Origin of the sequence: Streptomyces sp. NPDC047000, from assembly GCF_040644295.1 — a bacterium.
Taxonomy (GTDB): domain Bacteria; phylum Actinomycetota; class Actinomycetes; order Streptomycetales; family Streptomycetaceae; genus Streptomyces.
Window position 1 is genome coordinate 39,882 of the sequence record NZ_JBEYWE010000020.1, and the last position, 16,737, is coordinate 56,618.

Below are 16,737 nucleotides of genomic sequence, written 5' to 3' on the forward strand. Positions count from 1 at the left end.
CCTGCTCTCCTTGTTGGGCCCGAAGTTTCACTTGGGGGGTTGGGGACTCCCCCCAATTCGAGGTGAATCCTCTGCACGGCCCAACCAGGGCCGTAATGAGTTCGTAGTGCTGTTGTGGGTCGACCGCGCCGGCGGGCCGGTGCCCGGCTGCCGCCGGGCCGGCGCCTCGGAACGGTCAGCCCGCCATGCGGCGGGCCGCGGTGTCGAGCCGGTCGGCGACGGAGCCGTTGATGACCTCGTCGCCCACCTGCACCCGCATCCCGCCGACGACCTCGGGGTCGACGTCGAGGTTGAGGTGCATGGTGCGGCCGTAGAGCTTCGCCAGGGCGTCGCCCAGGCGCTGCTTCTGCCGGTCGCTCAGCGGGACCGCCGAGGTGACGACGGCGACCATCCGGCCCCGGCGCTGCGCGGCGAACCCGGACAGGGACTCGAGTCCCGCCTCAAGGCTACGTCCCCGCGGCGCGGTGACCAGGCGCGTGACCAGACGCTCGGTGACGGCGTCGGCACGCCCGCCGAGCAGGCGGCGCAGCAGCTCCGTCTTGGCGGCGGCGGTGGCCGTGTGGTCGGTCAGCGCGGCGCGCAGCCCGGTGTTCGAGGAGATGATCCGGCTGAAGCGGAACAGTTCGTCCTCGACGTTGTCGAGCGTGCCGCGGCGCTGGGCGGCGGTGAGGTCGGCGGTGTCGGCCAGCTGCTCGAGGGCGTCCACCAGGTCGCGGGGCTGCGACCAGCGGGAGCGCACCATGCCGGACAGCAGGTCGGTGGTGGCGTCGCCGATCTGGGCCGACAGCAGGCCCCGGACGAGCGTCGCCTTGGCCTCGCCGGCCTGCGCCGGGTCGGTGAGGACCCGACGCAGCGACACCTCTCGGTCGAGCAGCGCGGTGACGGCCGCCAGCTCGTCGGCGAGCCGGACGGCGTCCACGGACCGGGAGTCCGTGAGCGCGTCGAGACGCTCGCGTGCGGCTGCCAGGGCCTCGCGGCTCGCTCCGTTCATCGCGCGGCCTCGGCCTTCTCCTCGAGCTCGTCGAGGAAGCGGTCGATGACACGGCTCTGGCGGGCGTGGTCCTCGAGGGACTCGCCGACGAGCTTGCCGGCCAGGTCGGTGGCGAGCTTGCCGACGTCCTGGCGCAGGGCCGACGAGGCGGCCTTGCGGTCGGCCGTGATCTGGGCGTGACCGGCGGCGACGATCTCCTCGCGCTGCCGCTGGCCCTCGGCCCGCATCTCGGCGATGAGGGCGGCACCCTGCTCCTGCGCCTCCTGGCGCAGTCGCGCGGCCTCGTGCCGGGCCTCGGCGAGCTGGGCCTTGTACTGCTCGAGGACGCTCTGTGCCTCGACCTTCATGGTCTCGGCTTCTTCGATACCGCCTTCGATCGCCGCGCGGCGCTCTTCCAGGACCTTGTTGATGGTCGGGAGGAGCTTCTTCCAGAAGAAGAAGAACACGATGGCGAAGGCGATGGTGCCGACGAGCAGCTCGGGCCCCGGCGGGACGAGGGGGTTCTCCTCCTCGGCCGCCAACTGAACCAGGTTGGCGATCACATCAGTGCCTTTCGTGGATACGTGCTGGGTAAGAAGGGAATTACTTACCGAACACGAACGGCATAACGATGCCGATGAGGGCGAGGGCCTCACAGAAGGCGAAGCCGAGGATCTGGTTGGCGCGGATCAGGCCGGCCGCCTCGGGCTGGCGGGCGAGGGCCTGGGTGCCGTTACCGAAGATGATGCCGATACCGATGCCGGGGCCGATCGCGGCGAGGCCGTAACCGATGGAACCGAGGGAACCGGAGACGCCGGCGGCGAGCTCGATGGCAGCGGACATGCCGTTTCTTCCTTCTCTGTTACGAACCGGTGGGGGTTGGCCACCGGACGAATGGTGGGTGGGTGCGGACGGGGGGTCCGGGGCGGCTCAGTGGTGCTCGGCCAGCGCGCCCTGGACGTAGGAGCAGGCCAGCAGTACGAACACGTACGCCTGGATGGCCTGGACGAAGAGCTCGAAGAGGATCATGACGATGGTCATGATGAACGAGACGCCCGCCGCCGGGATCATGTAGCTGTTCAGCAGGTACCAGCTGGCGACGGTGAACATCACGAGCAGCAGGTGACCGGCGAACATGTTCGCGAAGAGTCGCACGGCGTGCGTGAAGGGGCGGACGATCAGGTTCGAGAAGAACTCGATCACGACGACCAGCGGCAGCACCGCGCCGAGGGACTTGTCGAAACCGGTGAGGTTCTTCACGCCGCCGGTGAAGCCGTGCTTCTTGAACGTCAGGACCACCCAGGTCACGTAGACGATCGCGGCCAGCACCGCCGGGTAGGCGATGATCGACGAGACCGGGAACTGGGCCAGCGGGATCACGGACCACACGTTCATGATCCAGACGAAGAAGAACAGCGAGACCATCAGCGGGACGAACTTCTCGCCCTCGCGCTTGCCGAGCGTCTCGTAGACGATGCCGCGGCGTACGAAGTCGTAGCCGGCCTCGCCGATCATCTGGAGCTTGCCCGGCACGACCTTGGCCTTGCCGAACGCCGCGTAGAAGAAGGCGATGACGAGCACGGTGGTGACGAGCGCGAGCAGCATCACCTTGTTGAACTCGAAGCCCCCGACGGTGGCCAGGGGGGCGAACAGGAACGAGTGCAGGCCCGGAGCCGGGAAGCCGCACCCGTTGTCGGACATGATCCGGCAACTCCAGTCAAAGGCGAGCTGGGTCTGGTCAGCACTCACCGCGGGCTCCTTCGGCGTGACGCATGGGTACGGCAACCTCGTTGTGTCGGCGCGGCGCGCAGCCGCGGATCGGCACCGGACTGGTGTTACGGATGGGGGAGCGGCTGGGGGGCCTCGAGCCTCGCGACGGAACAGGCGTCAGCTCGGATGCCCGCGCCCTCGATGCCGCAGTTGGCACCGGACGATAGCAGGAGGTCTCCCACGTCTTTATCCCGCCCCTACCACTCACGACCTCGACCCGGTCCCGGCAGCCCCGCCGCTGTTCACCGTGTCCGGATCGATGTAGAAGATCTTGGACTTGAGGTGCGCGCGGGCCTGTGCCCCCATCCACACCACGGTGCAGATGACGAGCGACAGCGCGAACGCCCTGGGGTTGAAGAGCGACGTGTGCTTGAAGACGGCCACGAAGATCATGAGCAACAGGAGCTGGGCGACGTAGAGCATCAGGCCCATGGCCTGGAAAAGCTGGGGAAGAGCCTTCGCCGTCCACTGGAGGACGACGATACCCAGTCCCATGAAGAGCAGCGTCAGCACCAGTCCCACGGCCGCACCGGTCGCGCCTTCACCGCCGGCCACCGCGCCGCTGACAGCGACAGCGATGGCGCCGACGGCCGCGGTCGGGACCGCGATCGGCAGGAGACTCCGGACGTCATGGGACGGCATGGCGGCAACTCCGCTTTCAAGGGGGGGCAGGGTGTCGTCATGGACGAGCGTAGACCCGGTCGGAGGAGCGATCCCTCACGCCAATAGACCGTCGCGCTAGGGCCCTTCGGCTCTATCCGGGGTTTAGTGAACGGTATCACAAACTATTTGATGAGGTCTTTACCTGGTAGGTGTGCGCGCTGTCACACATGAGTATGACAGCGCGCGTCTGTGCAGAATCCGGGTCTTTATGTCTGGTATTAACCCGCTCTGCACTCCCACGAATTGGCAACGCTTTAGTCAGATTCTTACCTTGGGACCTTCAGCGGGACGACCCGGTCTTGCGCCCGCCGGTGAAACGTGCTGTGCGTCCCCGGAGGGCGGTGGCACCGTTCACGCGGTTCGCTCCGGCCCCCGCGGACACCCCGGCACCGACCGGAGCACAGTCCTGGGGGTCCGTTTGACATTCCGGCTCCGGGGCGTCCGGCTGCCCGCTTTCCTGTGCGTTTTCCTGCCCGTTCTCCTGGGCACCGTCCGCTGCGTCCTCCGTCACGTCGTGCTGTGCGGCGACCAGCGACCGGCGGCGGTAGCGCGGCGGCACGAAGGCCTCGGCCCAGCGCGGGGCACGCGGCGTGAAGCGCGGCAGCAGGAGCAGGAGCAGGCCGACGGCGCTGAGGAACACCACCCCGAGGACGATCCACATCGACGCGGAGTTGACGGAGTAGCCGAGGGCGCCGAACGCGATCAGGGCCGACCAGAAGTACATGATCATCACGGCCCGGCTGTGCGAGTGGCCGATCTGCAGGAGCCGGTGGTGCAGATGGCCGCGGTCGGCGGCGAACGGCGACTGGCCGCGCCAGGTCCGGCGGACGATCGCCAGCACCAGGTCGGCGGTGGGCACCGCGATGATGGTGAGCGGCAGCAGCAGCGGGATGTACACGGGCACCGTCTGGTGCACGGCCGCCTGCTCGGACCCCGCGAACAGCGAGAGCGCGTCGGGGTCGACCTGCCCGGTGATCGAGATGGCGCCCGCCGCGAGCACCAGGCCGATGAGCATGGAACCGGAGTCGCCCATGAAGATCCGGGCCGGGTGCATGTTGTGCGGCAGGAAGCCGAGGCACATGCCCATCAGGATCACCGCGAAGAGGGTGCCGGGGGCGGCGGCCTCGATGCCGTACGAGTACCAGATCCGGTAGGCGTACAGGAAGAACGCCGCCGCCGCGATGCACACCATGCCGGCCGCGAGACCGTCGAGACCGTCGACGAAGTTCACCGCGTTGATGGTGACGAGGACCAGGCCCACCGTCAGCAGCGTGCCCTGCCACTGGGTGAGCGCCACGTTGCCGACACCGGGGATGGGCAGCCACAGGATCGTCAGACCCTGCATGACCATGACGCCGGCGGCGATCATCTGGCCGCCCAGCTTGATCAGCGCGTCGATCTCGAACTTGTCGTCCAGGACACCGATCAGCCAGATCAGCGCGGCGCCGGAGAGCAGGGCGCGCGGCTCGTTCGACTTCGCGAACACGTCGTTGAGGTTGTTCAGGTGGTCGGCGGTGAGCAGCCCGGCGCACAGTCCGAAGAACATGGCGATGCCGCCGAGGCGCGGAGTGGGCTCCCGGTGCACGTCACGTGCCCGGATCTCCGGCATGGCCCCGGCCACGATCGCGAACTTCCGCACCGGCCCGGTCAGCAGATACGTCACCGCGGCCGTGATGCAGAGCGTCAGGAGATATTCACGCACGGGCTTCCCCACAGGTCTCGCTGGCCATCTCAGCCACACACCCTAGCGAGGGATGCATACGGGTGAGGACTTCCGGGTAGCGAGGATGGTTGCACGTGTGGCTGTGCACGGCTCTCTCCACTCCGGCGACCACCCCGTTTCGGCCGGAAGTGTCGTGGACATCGTGGCACGAACCGTCACCGGGGATATGGCGGGAACCCTGCGGTGAGTTCCCGTACCCGCTCCCGCAGGTCCGCCCCGCCGGTGTCCGTCACGCCGGCCCGCAGCGCCCGTGCCATGAACTCGGCGATCCGCCCCATCTCCTTCTCCCCCATGCCCTGGGTGGTGACGGCGGCGGTGCCGAGCCGCAGTCCGCGGGCGTCGCCGCCGGCGTCGCCGTGGGGCAGCGCGCAGCAGTCGAGCACGATCCCGGCGGCGGCGAGCCGCGTCTTGGCGGCCCGTCCGTCGGCTCCGAGCGGCCCGGGGTCCACGGTGATCAGATGGGTGTCCGTCCCCCCGGTGGTGACCGTGAACCCCTCCTCCTCCAGGGCGTGCGCGAGGACCCGGGCGTTGTCGACGACCTGATGGGCGTAGACGTCGAACGCCGGGGCGGCGGCCTCGCCGAACGCGACGGCCTTGGCGGCGACGGAGTTCATCTGGGCGCCGCCCTGGGAGAACGGGAACACGGCCCGGTCGACCCGCTCGGCCAGCTCCGCCCCGCACAGGATCATCCCGCCGCGCGGCCCGCGCAGCACCTTGTGCGTGGTGGCGCAGACGATGTCGGCGTACGGCACCGGGCTGGGCGCCGCTCCCCCGGCGACGAGCCCGATGGGGTGGGCGGCGTCGGCGATGAGAGAGGCGCCCACCTCGTCGGCCACCTCGCGGAACGCCGCGTAGTCGATGTGCCGGGGGTAGGAGATGGACCCGCACACCACGGCCTTGGGCCGGTGCGTACGGGCGAGGGTGCGGACCTGCTCGTAGTCGATGAGCCCGCTCTCCGCGTCGACGCCGTAGGAGACGAAGTCGAACCAGCGGCCGGAGAAGTTGGACGGCGAGCCGTGGGTGAGGTGACCGCCGTGGGGCAGCCCGAGGGCGAGGACGGTGTCTCCGGGGCGCAGCAGGGCGGCGTAGGCCGCCAGGACTGCGGAGGAGCCGGAGTGGGGCTGCACGTTGGCGTGGGCGGCGCCGAAGAGCGACCTGGCCCGGTCGATCGCGACGCGCTCGACGGCGTCGACGATCTCGCACCCGCCGTGGTGCCGGGCGCCGGGGTATCCCTCGGCGTACTTGTTGGCGAGGGGCGAGCCGAGCGCGGCGAGGACGGCGGGCGAGGTGAAGTTCTCGGCGGCGATCAGCTGGAGCGCGCCCTCCTGCCGCTCGGCCTCCGCGGCCAGCAGCCCGGCGATCTCGGGATCCTGCCGCCCCGGCACATCCGTCTCAAGGCCGCGCACAACCGCCATGACACTCTCCGCACCACGTCGACGACGACGTAACCACCCCCAATGTAGGCCCATCCCCCCTGCCCCGCCCGCCACCCGGGACCGACCCCCGCCCGGGTCACGGGAGCGGTCCCAGAAGAGGTCACGGGTGGGGTCCCGGGTGTGGTCACGGCAGTGCACCAGGGCCGCGGGGCGCAGCCCCGCAGGGGGTCCCGGGGCGCAGGGGCGCAGCCCCGCCGGGGTCACAGGGGCACAGCCCCGCCAGAGGGTCCCGGGGCGCAGGGGCGCAGCCCCGCCGGGGTCACAGGGGCGGAGCCCCTGGGGACGGGAACGGGTAGGGGCGGCGGGGGCGAGATCCTCCCCGGCCGGCCCGCCCGACGCGCACCGTCACCCCCGCAACCGGCGCGGCAGCGCAACCGCCCCCGGGATCACATCCGGGCCGGAACCCCGGTCAGCGCCGTCACCACAGGATCCAGCGCCTCGTTTATCTCGTCCCCGATGGACCGGAAGAACGTCAGCGGCGCCCCGTAGGGGTCATGGACCTCGTCCGCCTCCGCCGTGGGCGCCAGCAGCCACCCCCGCAGGGCGGCAGCCGCCCGCACCAGCGCCCGCGCCCGCGCGACGACCCCGTCCTCCAGCGGAGGCAGCGTCGCCGGGTCGATGGCCCGGACCAGCCGGGTGAACTCCTTGAGCGTAAAAGTCCGCAGCCCCGCCGAATGCCCCATCGAGATGACCTGCGCCCGGTGGTCCCGCGTAGCGGTCAGCACCAGATCCGCCCGGATCACGTGCTCGTCGAGCAGTTCCCGCCCCACGAAGCCGGAGGCATCCGCCCCGAAGTCCGCCAGCACGGTCTCCGCGTTGGCCTCCATGGGCGCGCCCTCGTGCCCCCACGTCCCCGCGCTCTCCACGATCAGCCCGCCCCACAGCGGGTCCCCCAGCCGGTCCGCGACGGCATGCCGGGTCAGCCGCTCCGTGATCGGCGAGCGGCACACGTTGCCGGTGCTGACGTGGAGGATGCGGAAGCTGTCGGTGGGGATCCCCGGAGTCACCAGGTGTCCCATCTCCACCCCGTTGCCTATGCCACGCCCCTCAGGGGCAGTCAATTCGCCACCTCGAGGTCGGGTACCACCTTCCGCAGCTCCTCCGCGCCGATGGCCCCGGCCCGCAGCAGCACCGGCACCTCACGGCTGACGTCGACGATCGACGAGGGCACGTTGCCCGGCGTGGGGCCGCCGTCGAGGTAGACGGAGACCGAGTCGCCGAGCATGTCGCGCGCGGCGTCGCAGGTCTCCGGCGAGGGGTGACCGGTGAGGTTGGCGGAGGAGACGGCCATCGGGCCGACCTCGGTCAGCAGCTCGATGGCGACGGGGTGCAGCGGCATCCGGACGGCGACCGTGCCCCGGGTGTCCCCCAGGTCCCACTGGAGGGACGGCTGGTGCCGGGCGACGAGGGTGAGCGCGCCCGGCCAGAACGCGTCGACGAGTTCCCAGGCGAGCTCGGAGAAGTCGGTGACGAGGCCGTGCAGGGTGTTCGGGGAGCCGATGAGGACGGGGGTGGGCATGTTGCGGCCACGCCCCTTGGCGTCCAGGAGGTCGGCCACGGCTTCCGAGGAGAACGCGTCGGCACCGATGCCGTAGACCGTGTCGGTCGGCAGGACCACCAGCTCGCCGCGGCGGACGGCGGACGCTGCCTCACGCAGACCGGTAGCGCGGTCGGTCACGTCATTGGTGTCGTATCGCCGAGCCATGTCTAGCGGGCCTCCTCGTACACGTACTGCTGGGGGAATGAGGTCTGGGGGGTGGTCACGGCAGCGCCTTGCGGGCGGTGGCGAAGCGGGGCCGCCGGTTGAGGTCGGGGTGGTCGGCGGCGTCGGCCCAGCCCCGTTCCTCGGTGAAGATCCACGGCACCTGCCCGCCCTGGGTGTCGGCGTGCTCGATGACGACGACCCCACCGGGGCGCAGCAGCCGGTGCGCGGTGCGTTCGATGCCCCGGATGAGGTCGAGGCCGTCCTCGCCGGAGAACAGCGCGAGCTCGGGGTCGTAGTCGCGGGCCTCGGGGGCGACGTACTCCCACTCGGTGAGCGGGATGTACGGCGGGTTGGAGATGACCAGGTCGACATGGCCGTCGAGGTCGCGGAAGGCGTCGAGGGCGTTGCCCTGGCGCAGGTCGACGCGGGAGTCGGCCATGTTCTTGCGGGTCCAGACGAGGGCGTCCTCGGACAGTTCCACGGCGTGCACGCGGGACCGCGGGACCTCCTGGGCGAGGGCGAGCGCGATGGCGCCGGAGCCGGTGCACAGGTCGACGATGCGCGGCTCGACCACGTCCATGGCGCGGACCGCGTCTATCGCCCAGCCCACCACCGACTCGGTCTCGGGCCGCGGCACGAACACCCCGGGGCCGACCTGGAGCTCCAGATAGCGGAAGAAGGCCCGCCCGGTGATGTGCTGCAGCGGTTCACGCTGCTCGCGCCGGGCGATGACCTCCCAGTAGCGGGCGTCGAAGTCGGAGTCCTTGACGGAGTGCAGCTCGCCCCGCTTGACCCCGTGCACGAACGCGGCGAGCTCCTCCGCGTCGGTGCGCGGCGAGGGCACGCCGGCGTCGGCCAGCCGCTGGGTGGCCTGGGCCACCTCTGCGAGCAGCAGGTTCACGCGAGTCCTCCGAAGTGTCCGGTACGAGGGATCCGGCCGGGGCCGGGCGGGTGCGGGGGGTGGGGGCGAGTGGGGGGCGAGTGGGGGCGGGCGGGGTCCGGCCGGTCCGGGACCGGTCGCTCCGGGGCCGGGGGTCCGGGCCGCGACCGGGCCGGTCCCGGGACCGGGGCCCGGCCGGGGCCGGTGGTCAGGCGGCCGCCAGTTTGGCCGCCGAGTCCGCGTCGACGCACGCCTGGATGACCGCGTCGAGCTCGCCGTCGAGGACCTGGTCGAGGTTGTACGACTTGAAGCCGACGCGGTGGTCCGAGATGCGGTTCTCCGGGAAGTTGTACGTGCGGATCTTCTCGGAGCGGTCCACGGTGCGGACCTGGCTGCGGCGGGCGTCGGCGGCCTCCCGCTCCGCCTCCTCCTGCGCGATGGCGAGCAGCCTGGAGCGCAGGATGCGCAGCGCCTGCTCCTTGTTCTGGAGCTGGCTCTTCTCGTTCTGGCAGGAGGCGACGACGCCGGTGGGCAGGTGGGTGATGCGCACCGCGGAGTCGGTGGTGTTGACGGACTGGCCGCCGGGTCCGGAGGAGCGGTAGACGTCGATGCGCAGGTCGTTGGGGTTGACCTCGACGTCGACCTCCTCCGCCTCGGGGGTGACGAGGACACCGGCCGCGGAGGTGTGGATGCGGCCCTGGGACTCGGTCGCCGGGACGCGCTGGACGCGGTGCACGCCGCCCTCGTACTTGAGGCGGGCCCAGACGCCCTGGCCGGGCTCGGTGGCGCCCTGGCCGCCCTTGGTCTTCACGGCGACCTGGACGTCCTTGTAGCCGCCCAGCTCGGACTCGGTGGCGTCGATGATCTCGGTCTTCCAGCCGACGCGCTCCGCGTAGCGCAGATACATGCGCAGCAGGTCACCGGCGAACAGGGCGGACTCGTCGCCGCCGGCGCCCGCCTTGATCTCGAGGATGACGTCCTTGTCGTCGCTGGGGTCGCGCGGCACGAGCAGCAGGCGCAGCTTCTCGGTCTGCTCCTCGCGCTGCTTCTCCAGCACCTTGACCTCGGCGGCGAAGTCCGGGTCGTCGGCGGCGAACTCGCGCGCGGTCTCGACGTCGTCGCCGGTCTGCTTCCAGGAGCGGTACGTGGCGACGATCGGGGTGAGCTCGGCGTAGCGCTTGTTCAGCCGGCGCGCGTTGGCCTGGTCGGCGTGGACCGACGGGTCGGCGAGCTGTTTTTCCAGGTCGGCGTGCTCTGCGACGAGTTCCTCGACGGCCTCGAACATCTGGGGGCTCCTGAGTGGTGCTGCTGCGGGTGGCGGGGAAGGGCGGGTGACCAAAAACGCCGGTCCCGGCGGCACCCCGGGCAGGGGTGCCGCCGTGGACCGGCGGTCTGGGACTCGCTACTTCTTGGAGCCGGCCGCAGCCTTGCCGAAGCGGGCCTCGAAGCGGGCCACTCGGCCACCGGTGTCGAGGATCTTCTGCTTGCCCGTGTAGAACGGGTGGCACTCGGAGCAGACCTCGGCCCGGATGGTGCCGGACTGGATCGTGCTGCGGGTGGTGAACGACGCGCCACAGGTGCAGCTGACCTGCGTCTCGACGTACTCGGGGTGGATTTCGCGCTTCAAGGTGTCTCCTAGATTTCGGGAGGGCGCCGGGTCGCCGCCGCGGGATGCGGGGGCGTGAACCGGAGCCGACGTACCAGTCTGCCAGGACTGGCCGTATCCCCCAAAACCGGGGACGGCCCTGTGGTATTCCCAGGGCCTCCGGGACCTCGCCGCCTGTCCGGGGAGCCTCGCCCGGGGCCCTGCCGCGGCCCTGCTGCGGCCCTGCTCGGGGCCTTGCCGCGGGTGCCGCCGCGGGTCCTGCGGGGTCCTGCCGCGGGTGCCGCGCGGTCCTACCGGGCGGAGGCCGTCGCCTTGCCCGACGCCACGGGTGTGGCCGACGTCACCACGCCCTTGGCCTCGCCCGTGGCCGTGCCCTTGGTGGCGCCCGCCGGGATCGGCAGGTCGTTCTCCAGGGCGGTCCAGACGAGCCTGGCCTGCGCCTCGGCGACGATCACGCGGTTCGGGTTCGCGGGGTCGTACCGCACCGGCATCGTGATCATCTTCATCTTGGACGAGCTGATGCCCTTGAGGCCGTAGGCGAACGACATCAGGGAGTTCACCGAGCCGAGGTCGGAGTCGGTGGTGACGGCACTGGTGGCGGTGTCGCCGAGGTCGAGCAGCTGTTTGTAGTTGCCCAGGATGCCGATGTGCTTGACCTGGTCGACCAGGGCCTTCACGAACGCCTGCTGGAGCTGGATGCGGCCGAGGTCGGAGCCGTCGCCGACACCGTGCCGGGTGCGGACCAGTCCGAGGGCCTGCTGCCCGTCGAGGGTGTGCGTGCCGGCCTTGAGGTCGAGGTGGCTCTGCGGGTCCTCGATGTCCCGGGTGGTGGTGACCTGGACGCCGCCGAGTTCGTCGATGAGCTTCTGGAAGCCCTTGAAGTCGACCTCGAGGTAGTGGTCCATCCGGAGCCCGGTGAAGGACTCGACGGTCTTGACGGTGCAGGCGGCGCCGCCGGTGGAGTACGACTCGTTGAACATGACGTGCGAGGCGGCCGGGTGGGTGGCGCCGCCGGTGTCCGTACACCGCGGCCGGTCGACGAGGGTGTCGCGCGGTATGGACACGACACTCGCCTTCTTGTGGCCCTTGTACACATGGATGATCATCGCGGTGTCGGAGCGCGCGCTGCCGTCGTCGGTGCCCCCGCCGAGCTTCTTGTTGCCGCCGGAGCGGCTGTCGGAGCCGAGGACGAGGATGTTCTCGGAGCCGTTGTCGGCCTTCTGCGGCCGGTCCGTGCCGAGCGCCTGGTTGATGTCGACGGTCCTGATGTTGCCGTTGAGCCTGAACCACAGGTACGCGGCCCCGCTGCCGCCGATCACGACCACGGCCGTCGCCGTCCAGGCCATGATCCTCAGGGCCTTGCGGCGCGAGCCGCTCACTCGGTGACCGGGGCCCTCACTGGTGCCGTTCTCCCCCGTTATGCCGGGTTCCGGCGTGCTCTCGGCAGACATGCGCTCCTCGGTTCTGTGTCTCCGGTCGGTTACCCCCTGCGTTCAGGGTCAGGCCCGGTGCGGGCGACATCGGCGCACGGCACCATCGTCACCCCGACGGGTCAGACGGCGAAACTCGGGAAAGGGTTGCACAGCGTGGCCGGAGGTCCCGGAGCGTCCACGAGGGCCGCCGGGAAGGCCGTGGAACGCGGAGTGCCCACCGCCTGGGGGCGGTGGGCACTCCGGGGTGAGCGGTGACCCGATCAGCCGATGAGGTCGTACTTCTGGTAGCCCGTGCCGAGCGAGACGCGGGTGCCGAAGATCGTGCTGCTCGCCGAGCCGGTGCCCGGGTACAGGTACAGCGTGCCGCCGGTCGTCCGGGCCAGCAGGTCGGCCTTGCCGTCGCCGGTGAAGTCGCCCACGGCGGCCAGGCGGTTGTAGCCGGTCCAGGCGCTGCGCACCTTGATCCGGGCCGAGAACGCGGCGCTGCCGGTCTTGCCGGTGCCCTTGTAGAGGTACAGGTCGCCGGTGCTGGACTTGCGGGCGAGCAGGTCGGCCTTGCCGTCGCCGGTGAAGTCACCGTGCCCGACCACCGCGTTGTACTGGCTCCACCCGGTGCCGACCGAGACCCGCGTGCCGAAGGTGCCGTTCCCGTTGCCGGGGTAGATCCACAGCGTGCCGCCGGAGTCGACGGACAGCAGGTCGGGCTTGTAGTCGCCGGTGACATCGCCCGGGGTGATGATCCGGGTGCGGGTCTTCCAGTTGGAGAAGAGCTTCGAGGTGACCCAGGAGCCCGAGGTGCGGGCCGAGTTGATCACGAAGTGGTCCCAGTAGACGTCACCGGTGGAGCCGACCCGGTAGATGTCGTCCTGGTAGCCGTCCCGGTTCAGATCGCTCTGGGTGTAGAGGTTGACGGCGCTCCAGCTGCCCAGGTTGGTCGTCGTGCCGAAGGACGTGCCCTTGGAGTCCTTCTCGTAGCCGGTCTTCGTGGAGGAGTTGCGCAGGAAGACGTCGGCCTTGTTGTCGTAGTAGCTCAGGTTGCTGTCGTCGGCCTGCGGGTAGGCCGCGCCGACGTACGAGCTCACCTTGGTGAAGACGCTGTAGGCGCCCTTCGCCACGCAGTCCGTGACGCCCCAGGAGACCACGCCCGCGATCCGGCCGTTCACGACGAGCGGTCCGCCGGAGTCACCGTTGCAGGCGGTGGTGGTGCCGGTGTCGCTGCCGGTGGCGGGCTTGCCGGCGCACACCATGTGGCCCTTGACGAACTTGACGGTCCCGGTGCCGTAGGCGCCCGAGCAGGTGGTGTCGGACTGGATCGGCAGCGTGGCCGTCTTCAGGGTCTGCGAGATGTCCTGCGTGGTGGAGCTGGTACGGCCCCAGCCGTAGAGCTTCCCGGAGGTGCCGGCCGCGTAGGAGGCGGTGTCACCGGAGGTGACCATGCGGATCGGCGTGGCCTTGACCGGGACGGCCAGGGTGAGCACGGCGATGTCGTTGTTGATCGTCGTCGAACTGTACGACGGGTGGTTCCACTGCCGGAGCAGACCGGTGGCCTGGCCGCCGTGGAGGTCCGTACCGCCTGCGCCGTCGTCGGTGGGCTGCTGGTCGGTGCCGGTGATGATCGCGCCGTTGGCCTTCCAGTTGTAGCCCTTGACGCAGTGCGCGGCGGTGAGGATCTTCGACGGCGAGATCACCGAGCCACCGCAGAAGAAGCCGATGTCGTCGGTGGTGGACGCGGTGCCCTTGTCGTCGTAGTACCAGAGCTGCGCCATCCAGGGCGCGGAGCTGATGGTGGTCGTGCTGCCGCCGATGATGTACGGGCTGACCGTGCCGCTCGACGTGCCGGTGCCGGTGCTGCCGGACGTGGCCGCGCTGAACGACGCCTTGGAGGTCGTCCGGCCAGGAACGTCGTCCTGGGTGAGAGCACCGGCGACGCGCCGCTTCAGTTCGGTCTGCGACGGCGAGCCCTGGACGGTGGGCTTCGCGGTCGGCTTGGGAAGCGCCGGGGCCGCGTTCGCGGTCGAGGTCAGGAGCGCCGCCGTGACGGCCGCGGCGACACCGGCCCCGGCCAGGGGCAGCGCGAAGCGTATCCGGCGTCTGTGGCGAGCCGTGCCGGACGTGGCTGTGGACAAGAGAGTCCCCCCATTGAGACATGTTTCAGGGGGGCGCGCAGAGGGCGCCCCTCCGTACTGCGCCGAAAGGCCGCCCGATGTTACAGCTGCGAACAGCTGCGTACCGGGCGGCCTGTGTGCAGGCTGTGCCTAGCCTAGTCGGCGACCATGTCCCAACCGAAGCCGATTAGACGGCCGTTGAGGCAAATTCAGGCCAAATGAGACCGGCTCAGTCGCCGTTTCCAGGTGTCGGAGTGGTCTTCTGGATCTGCATCAGGAACTCGATGTTCGACTTGGTCTGCTTCATCTTGTCGAGGAGCAGCTCGATCGCCTGCTGCTGGTCGAGCGCGTGCAGCACCCGGCGCAGCTTCCAGACGACGCCCAGCTCCTCGTTGCCGAGCAGGATCTCCTCCTTGCGGGTACCGGACGCGTCGACGTCCACCGCGGGGAAGATGCGCTTGTCGGCGAGCTTCCGGTCGAGCTTGAGCTCCATGTTGCCGGTGCCCTTGAACTCCTCGAAGATCACCTCGTCCATGCGGGACCCGGTGTCCACCAGGGCGGTGGCGAGGATGGTCAGCGAGCCGCCGTCCTCGATGTTGCGGGCCGCACCGAAGAAGCGCTTCGGCGGGTAGAGGGCCGTGGAGTCGACACCACCGGACAGGATGCGGCCGGAGGCGGGGGCGGCGAGGTTGTACGCACGGCCCAGACGCGTGATCGAGTCGAGCAGGACGACGACGTCGTGACCCAGCTCCACCAGGCGCTTGGCGCGCTCGATGGCGAGCTCGGCGACCGTGGTGTGGTCCTCGGCGGGACGGTCGAAGGTCGAGGAGATGACCTCGCCCTTCACCGACCGCTGCATGTCGGTGACCTCTTCCGGACGCTCGTCGACGAGGACGACCATCAGGTGGCACTCGGGGTTGTTGTGGGTGATCGCGTTGGCGACCGCCTGCATGATCATGGTCTTGCCGGTCTTCGGCGGGGCCACGATCAGACCGCGCTGGCCCTTGCCGATCGGCGACACCAGGTCGATGATCCGGGTCGTCAGCACACCCGGGTCCGTCTCCAGGCGGAGGCGGTCCTGCGGGTAGAGCGGGGTCAGCTTGTTGAACTCCGGGCGGCCACGGCCGTGTTCGGGCGCCATGCCGTTGACGGAGTCCAGGCGGACCAGCGCGTTGAACTTCTCGCGGCGCTCGCCCTCCTTGGGCTGGCGGACCGCGCCGGTGACGTGGTCGCCCTTGCGCAGCCCGTTCTTGCGGACCTGGGCGAGGGACACGTACACGTCGTTCGGCCCCGGCAGGTAGCCGGACGTGCGGATGAACGCGTAGTTGTCGAGGATGTCCAGGATGCCCGCGACGGGGATCAGGACGTCGTCGTCGGCGACCTGCGGCTCGGGACCCATCTCGTCACGGCCGCGACGGCCCCGGCGGTCCCGGTAGCGCCCGCGACGGCCGCGCCGGCCGCCGTCGAAGTCGTCGTCGTCCTGCGGACCGGTGTTGCGGTCCTGACGGTCCTGGCGGTCCTGACGGCCGCCCTGCTGCTGGCCCTGCTGCGGGCGCTGGCCGCCCGGACCGGCCTGGCCCTGCTGCTCGTCGCCCTTGCCGCCCCGGCGGTCGCGGTCACCGCGGTCCCGGTCGGTGCGGTCGGCACGGTCGGTGCGGTCCCCGCGGTCGGTACGGTCCCGGCCGCGCTCACGGCGGTCACGGCGGCGGCCCTCGGCGCCCTCACCGGCGTCGCCCTGCGGCTGCGCCTGGGTCTGGGGCTGCGTCTGGGTCTGCGCCTGCTGGGCGGGCGCCTCGGCCCTGGGCTCGTTCCTGGCCTCCGTCTTGGCCTCGGCGGCGATCGTCTCGGCGCTGCCGGAGGCGCCGCCCGCGGGGCTGCCCGCGTCGGCGGTGGCGCGGCGCCGGCGGCGCTCGACGGGAGCGGCCTCGTCGGCGGCGGTCTGCTCGGCGGCGGACGCCTTGGGGGACGGCTGGCCGGGGATCTCGATCTGCTGCGCGGCGGCGGCCTGCTCGGCGGGGGCCGCGGCGGCCGAGTCACCCGTACGGGTCTTGGAGGTGGCGCGGCGCTTCGGCTTGGCCTCGGCGGTGTCGCCCGCGGCCGTCGCCTTGGGGGCGGGGGCGCCGCCGGCCTGGGCCTCCTTGATGACCTCGATCAGCTGGCTCTTGCGCATACGCGCGGTGCCCCTGATACCGAGGCCGGATGCGACCTGCTGCAACTCGGCCAGCACCATGCCCTCGAGTCCGGTGCCACGGCGCCGCCGGGAGCCGGCACCGGTGGCAGGCGCGGAGGCGTCCGTGGCGGGCGCGGCAGCGGTCTCCTCGACACGTGCGCCCATCAGATCGGTGGTGTCGCTCACGAAGGGTCCTTCCCTGGAGCGGACGTCGGCCTGTCTGGCTCGGCGACCGGTTGTGCTGTCCGGCTTCGGTCCTGATTCGGTGAACCAAGC

15 protein-coding genes are annotated in these 16,737 nt (G+C 70.6%); all 15 read right to left on the bottom strand.

Annotated features, from left to right (window positions below):
• Positions 1-175 precede the first annotated feature (175 nt).
• Positions 176-991 (bottom strand): F0F1 ATP synthase subunit delta, encoded by an 816-nt coding sequence (locus tag ABZ862_RS26900; protein ID WP_360962979.1) that lies wholly within the window; start codon positions 989-991, stop codon positions 176-178.
• The gene (locus ABZ862_RS26905; RefSeq protein WP_360962982.1) at positions 988-1,533 is read right to left on the bottom strand and encodes a F0F1 ATP synthase subunit B; all 546 of its coding nucleotides are present in this window, start codon (positions 1,531-1,533) and stop codon (positions 988-990) included. Before ABZ862_RS26905 ends, ABZ862_RS26900 begins: the two co-directional genes overlap by 4 nt.
• Positions 1,534-1,573: 40 nt before the next feature.
• Positions 1,574-1,813 (bottom strand): ATP synthase F0 subunit C, encoded by a 240-nt coding sequence (gene atpE, locus ABZ862_RS26910; protein ID WP_360962985.1) that lies wholly within the window; start codon positions 1,811-1,813, stop codon positions 1,574-1,576.
• An 87-nt stretch (positions 1,814-1,900) separates the two neighbouring features.
• Positions 1,901-2,671, bottom strand: coding sequence for a F0F1 ATP synthase subunit A (atpB, locus tag ABZ862_RS26915; RefSeq protein ID WP_360963251.1), 771 nt, complete (start codon positions 2,669-2,671; stop codon positions 1,901-1,903).
• A 273-nt stretch (positions 2,672-2,944) separates the two neighbouring features.
• Positions 2,945-3,382: a hypothetical protein gene (locus tag ABZ862_RS26920; RefSeq protein ID WP_360962988.1), complete on the bottom strand. Its 438-nt coding sequence runs from the start codon at positions 3,380-3,382 to the stop codon at positions 2,945-2,947.
• 301 nt (positions 3,383-3,683) lie between these two features.
• A complete protein-coding gene (locus ABZ862_RS26925) occupies positions 3,684-5,105 on the bottom strand; it encodes an MraY family glycosyltransferase (protein WP_360962991.1) in 1,422 nt (473 codons plus the stop codon).
• Positions 5,106-5,281: 176 nt separating this feature from the next.
• On the bottom strand, positions 5,282-6,541 hold the full coding sequence (gene glyA / locus ABZ862_RS26930) for a serine hydroxymethyltransferase (RefSeq protein WP_360962994.1): 1,260 nt from the start codon (positions 6,539-6,541) through the stop codon (positions 5,282-5,284).
• A gap of 407 nt (positions 6,542-6,948) precedes the next feature.
• The gene (locus ABZ862_RS26935) at positions 6,949-7,623 is read right to left on the bottom strand and encodes a protein-tyrosine-phosphatase (protein WP_360962997.1); all 675 of its coding nucleotides are present in this window, start codon (positions 7,621-7,623) and stop codon (positions 6,949-6,951) included.
• Positions 7,620-8,267, bottom strand: a complete 648-nt coding sequence (locus ABZ862_RS26940; RefSeq protein WP_360963000.1) for an L-threonylcarbamoyladenylate synthase — start codon at positions 8,265-8,267, stop codon at positions 7,620-7,622. The genes ABZ862_RS26935 and ABZ862_RS26940 overlap by 4 nt, the downstream gene beginning before the upstream one ends.
• 55 nt (positions 8,268-8,322) lie before the next feature.
• The gene (gene prmC / locus ABZ862_RS26945; protein WP_360963003.1) at positions 8,323-9,168 is read right to left on the bottom strand and encodes a peptide chain release factor N(5)-glutamine methyltransferase; all 846 of its coding nucleotides are present in this window, start codon (positions 9,166-9,168) and stop codon (positions 8,323-8,325) included.
• Positions 9,169-9,355: 187 nt separating this feature from the next.
• Complete coding sequence (gene prfA, locus ABZ862_RS26950; RefSeq protein WP_360963006.1) at positions 9,356-10,432, bottom strand: peptide chain release factor 1; 1,077 nt, start codon at positions 10,430-10,432, stop codon at positions 9,356-9,358.
• Positions 10,433-10,549: 117 nt separating this feature from the next.
• Positions 10,550-10,774 carry a 50S ribosomal protein L31 gene (gene rpmE / locus ABZ862_RS26955; RefSeq protein ID WP_190206740.1) on the bottom strand — a complete coding sequence of 75 codons (225 nt, stop codon included), beginning with the start codon at positions 10,772-10,774 and terminating at the stop codon, positions 10,550-10,552.
• A 269-nt stretch (positions 10,775-11,043) separates the two neighbouring features.
• Complete coding sequence (locus ABZ862_RS26960; RefSeq protein WP_360963009.1) at positions 11,044-12,204, bottom strand: LCP family protein; 1,161 nt, start codon at positions 12,202-12,204, stop codon at positions 11,044-11,046.
• 242 nt (positions 12,205-12,446) lie between these two features.
• Positions 12,447-14,312 carry a trypsin-like serine protease gene (locus tag ABZ862_RS26965; RefSeq protein ID WP_360963011.1) on the bottom strand — a complete coding sequence of 622 codons (1,866 nt, stop codon included), beginning with the start codon at positions 14,310-14,312 and terminating at the stop codon, positions 12,447-12,449.
• Between the two features lie 208 nt (positions 14,313-14,520).
• Positions 14,521-16,647: a transcription termination factor Rho gene (rho, locus tag ABZ862_RS26970; RefSeq protein WP_360963014.1), complete on the bottom strand. Its 2,127-nt coding sequence runs from the start codon at positions 16,645-16,647 to the stop codon at positions 14,521-14,523.
• Between the last annotated feature and the right edge of the window lie 90 nt (positions 16,648-16,737).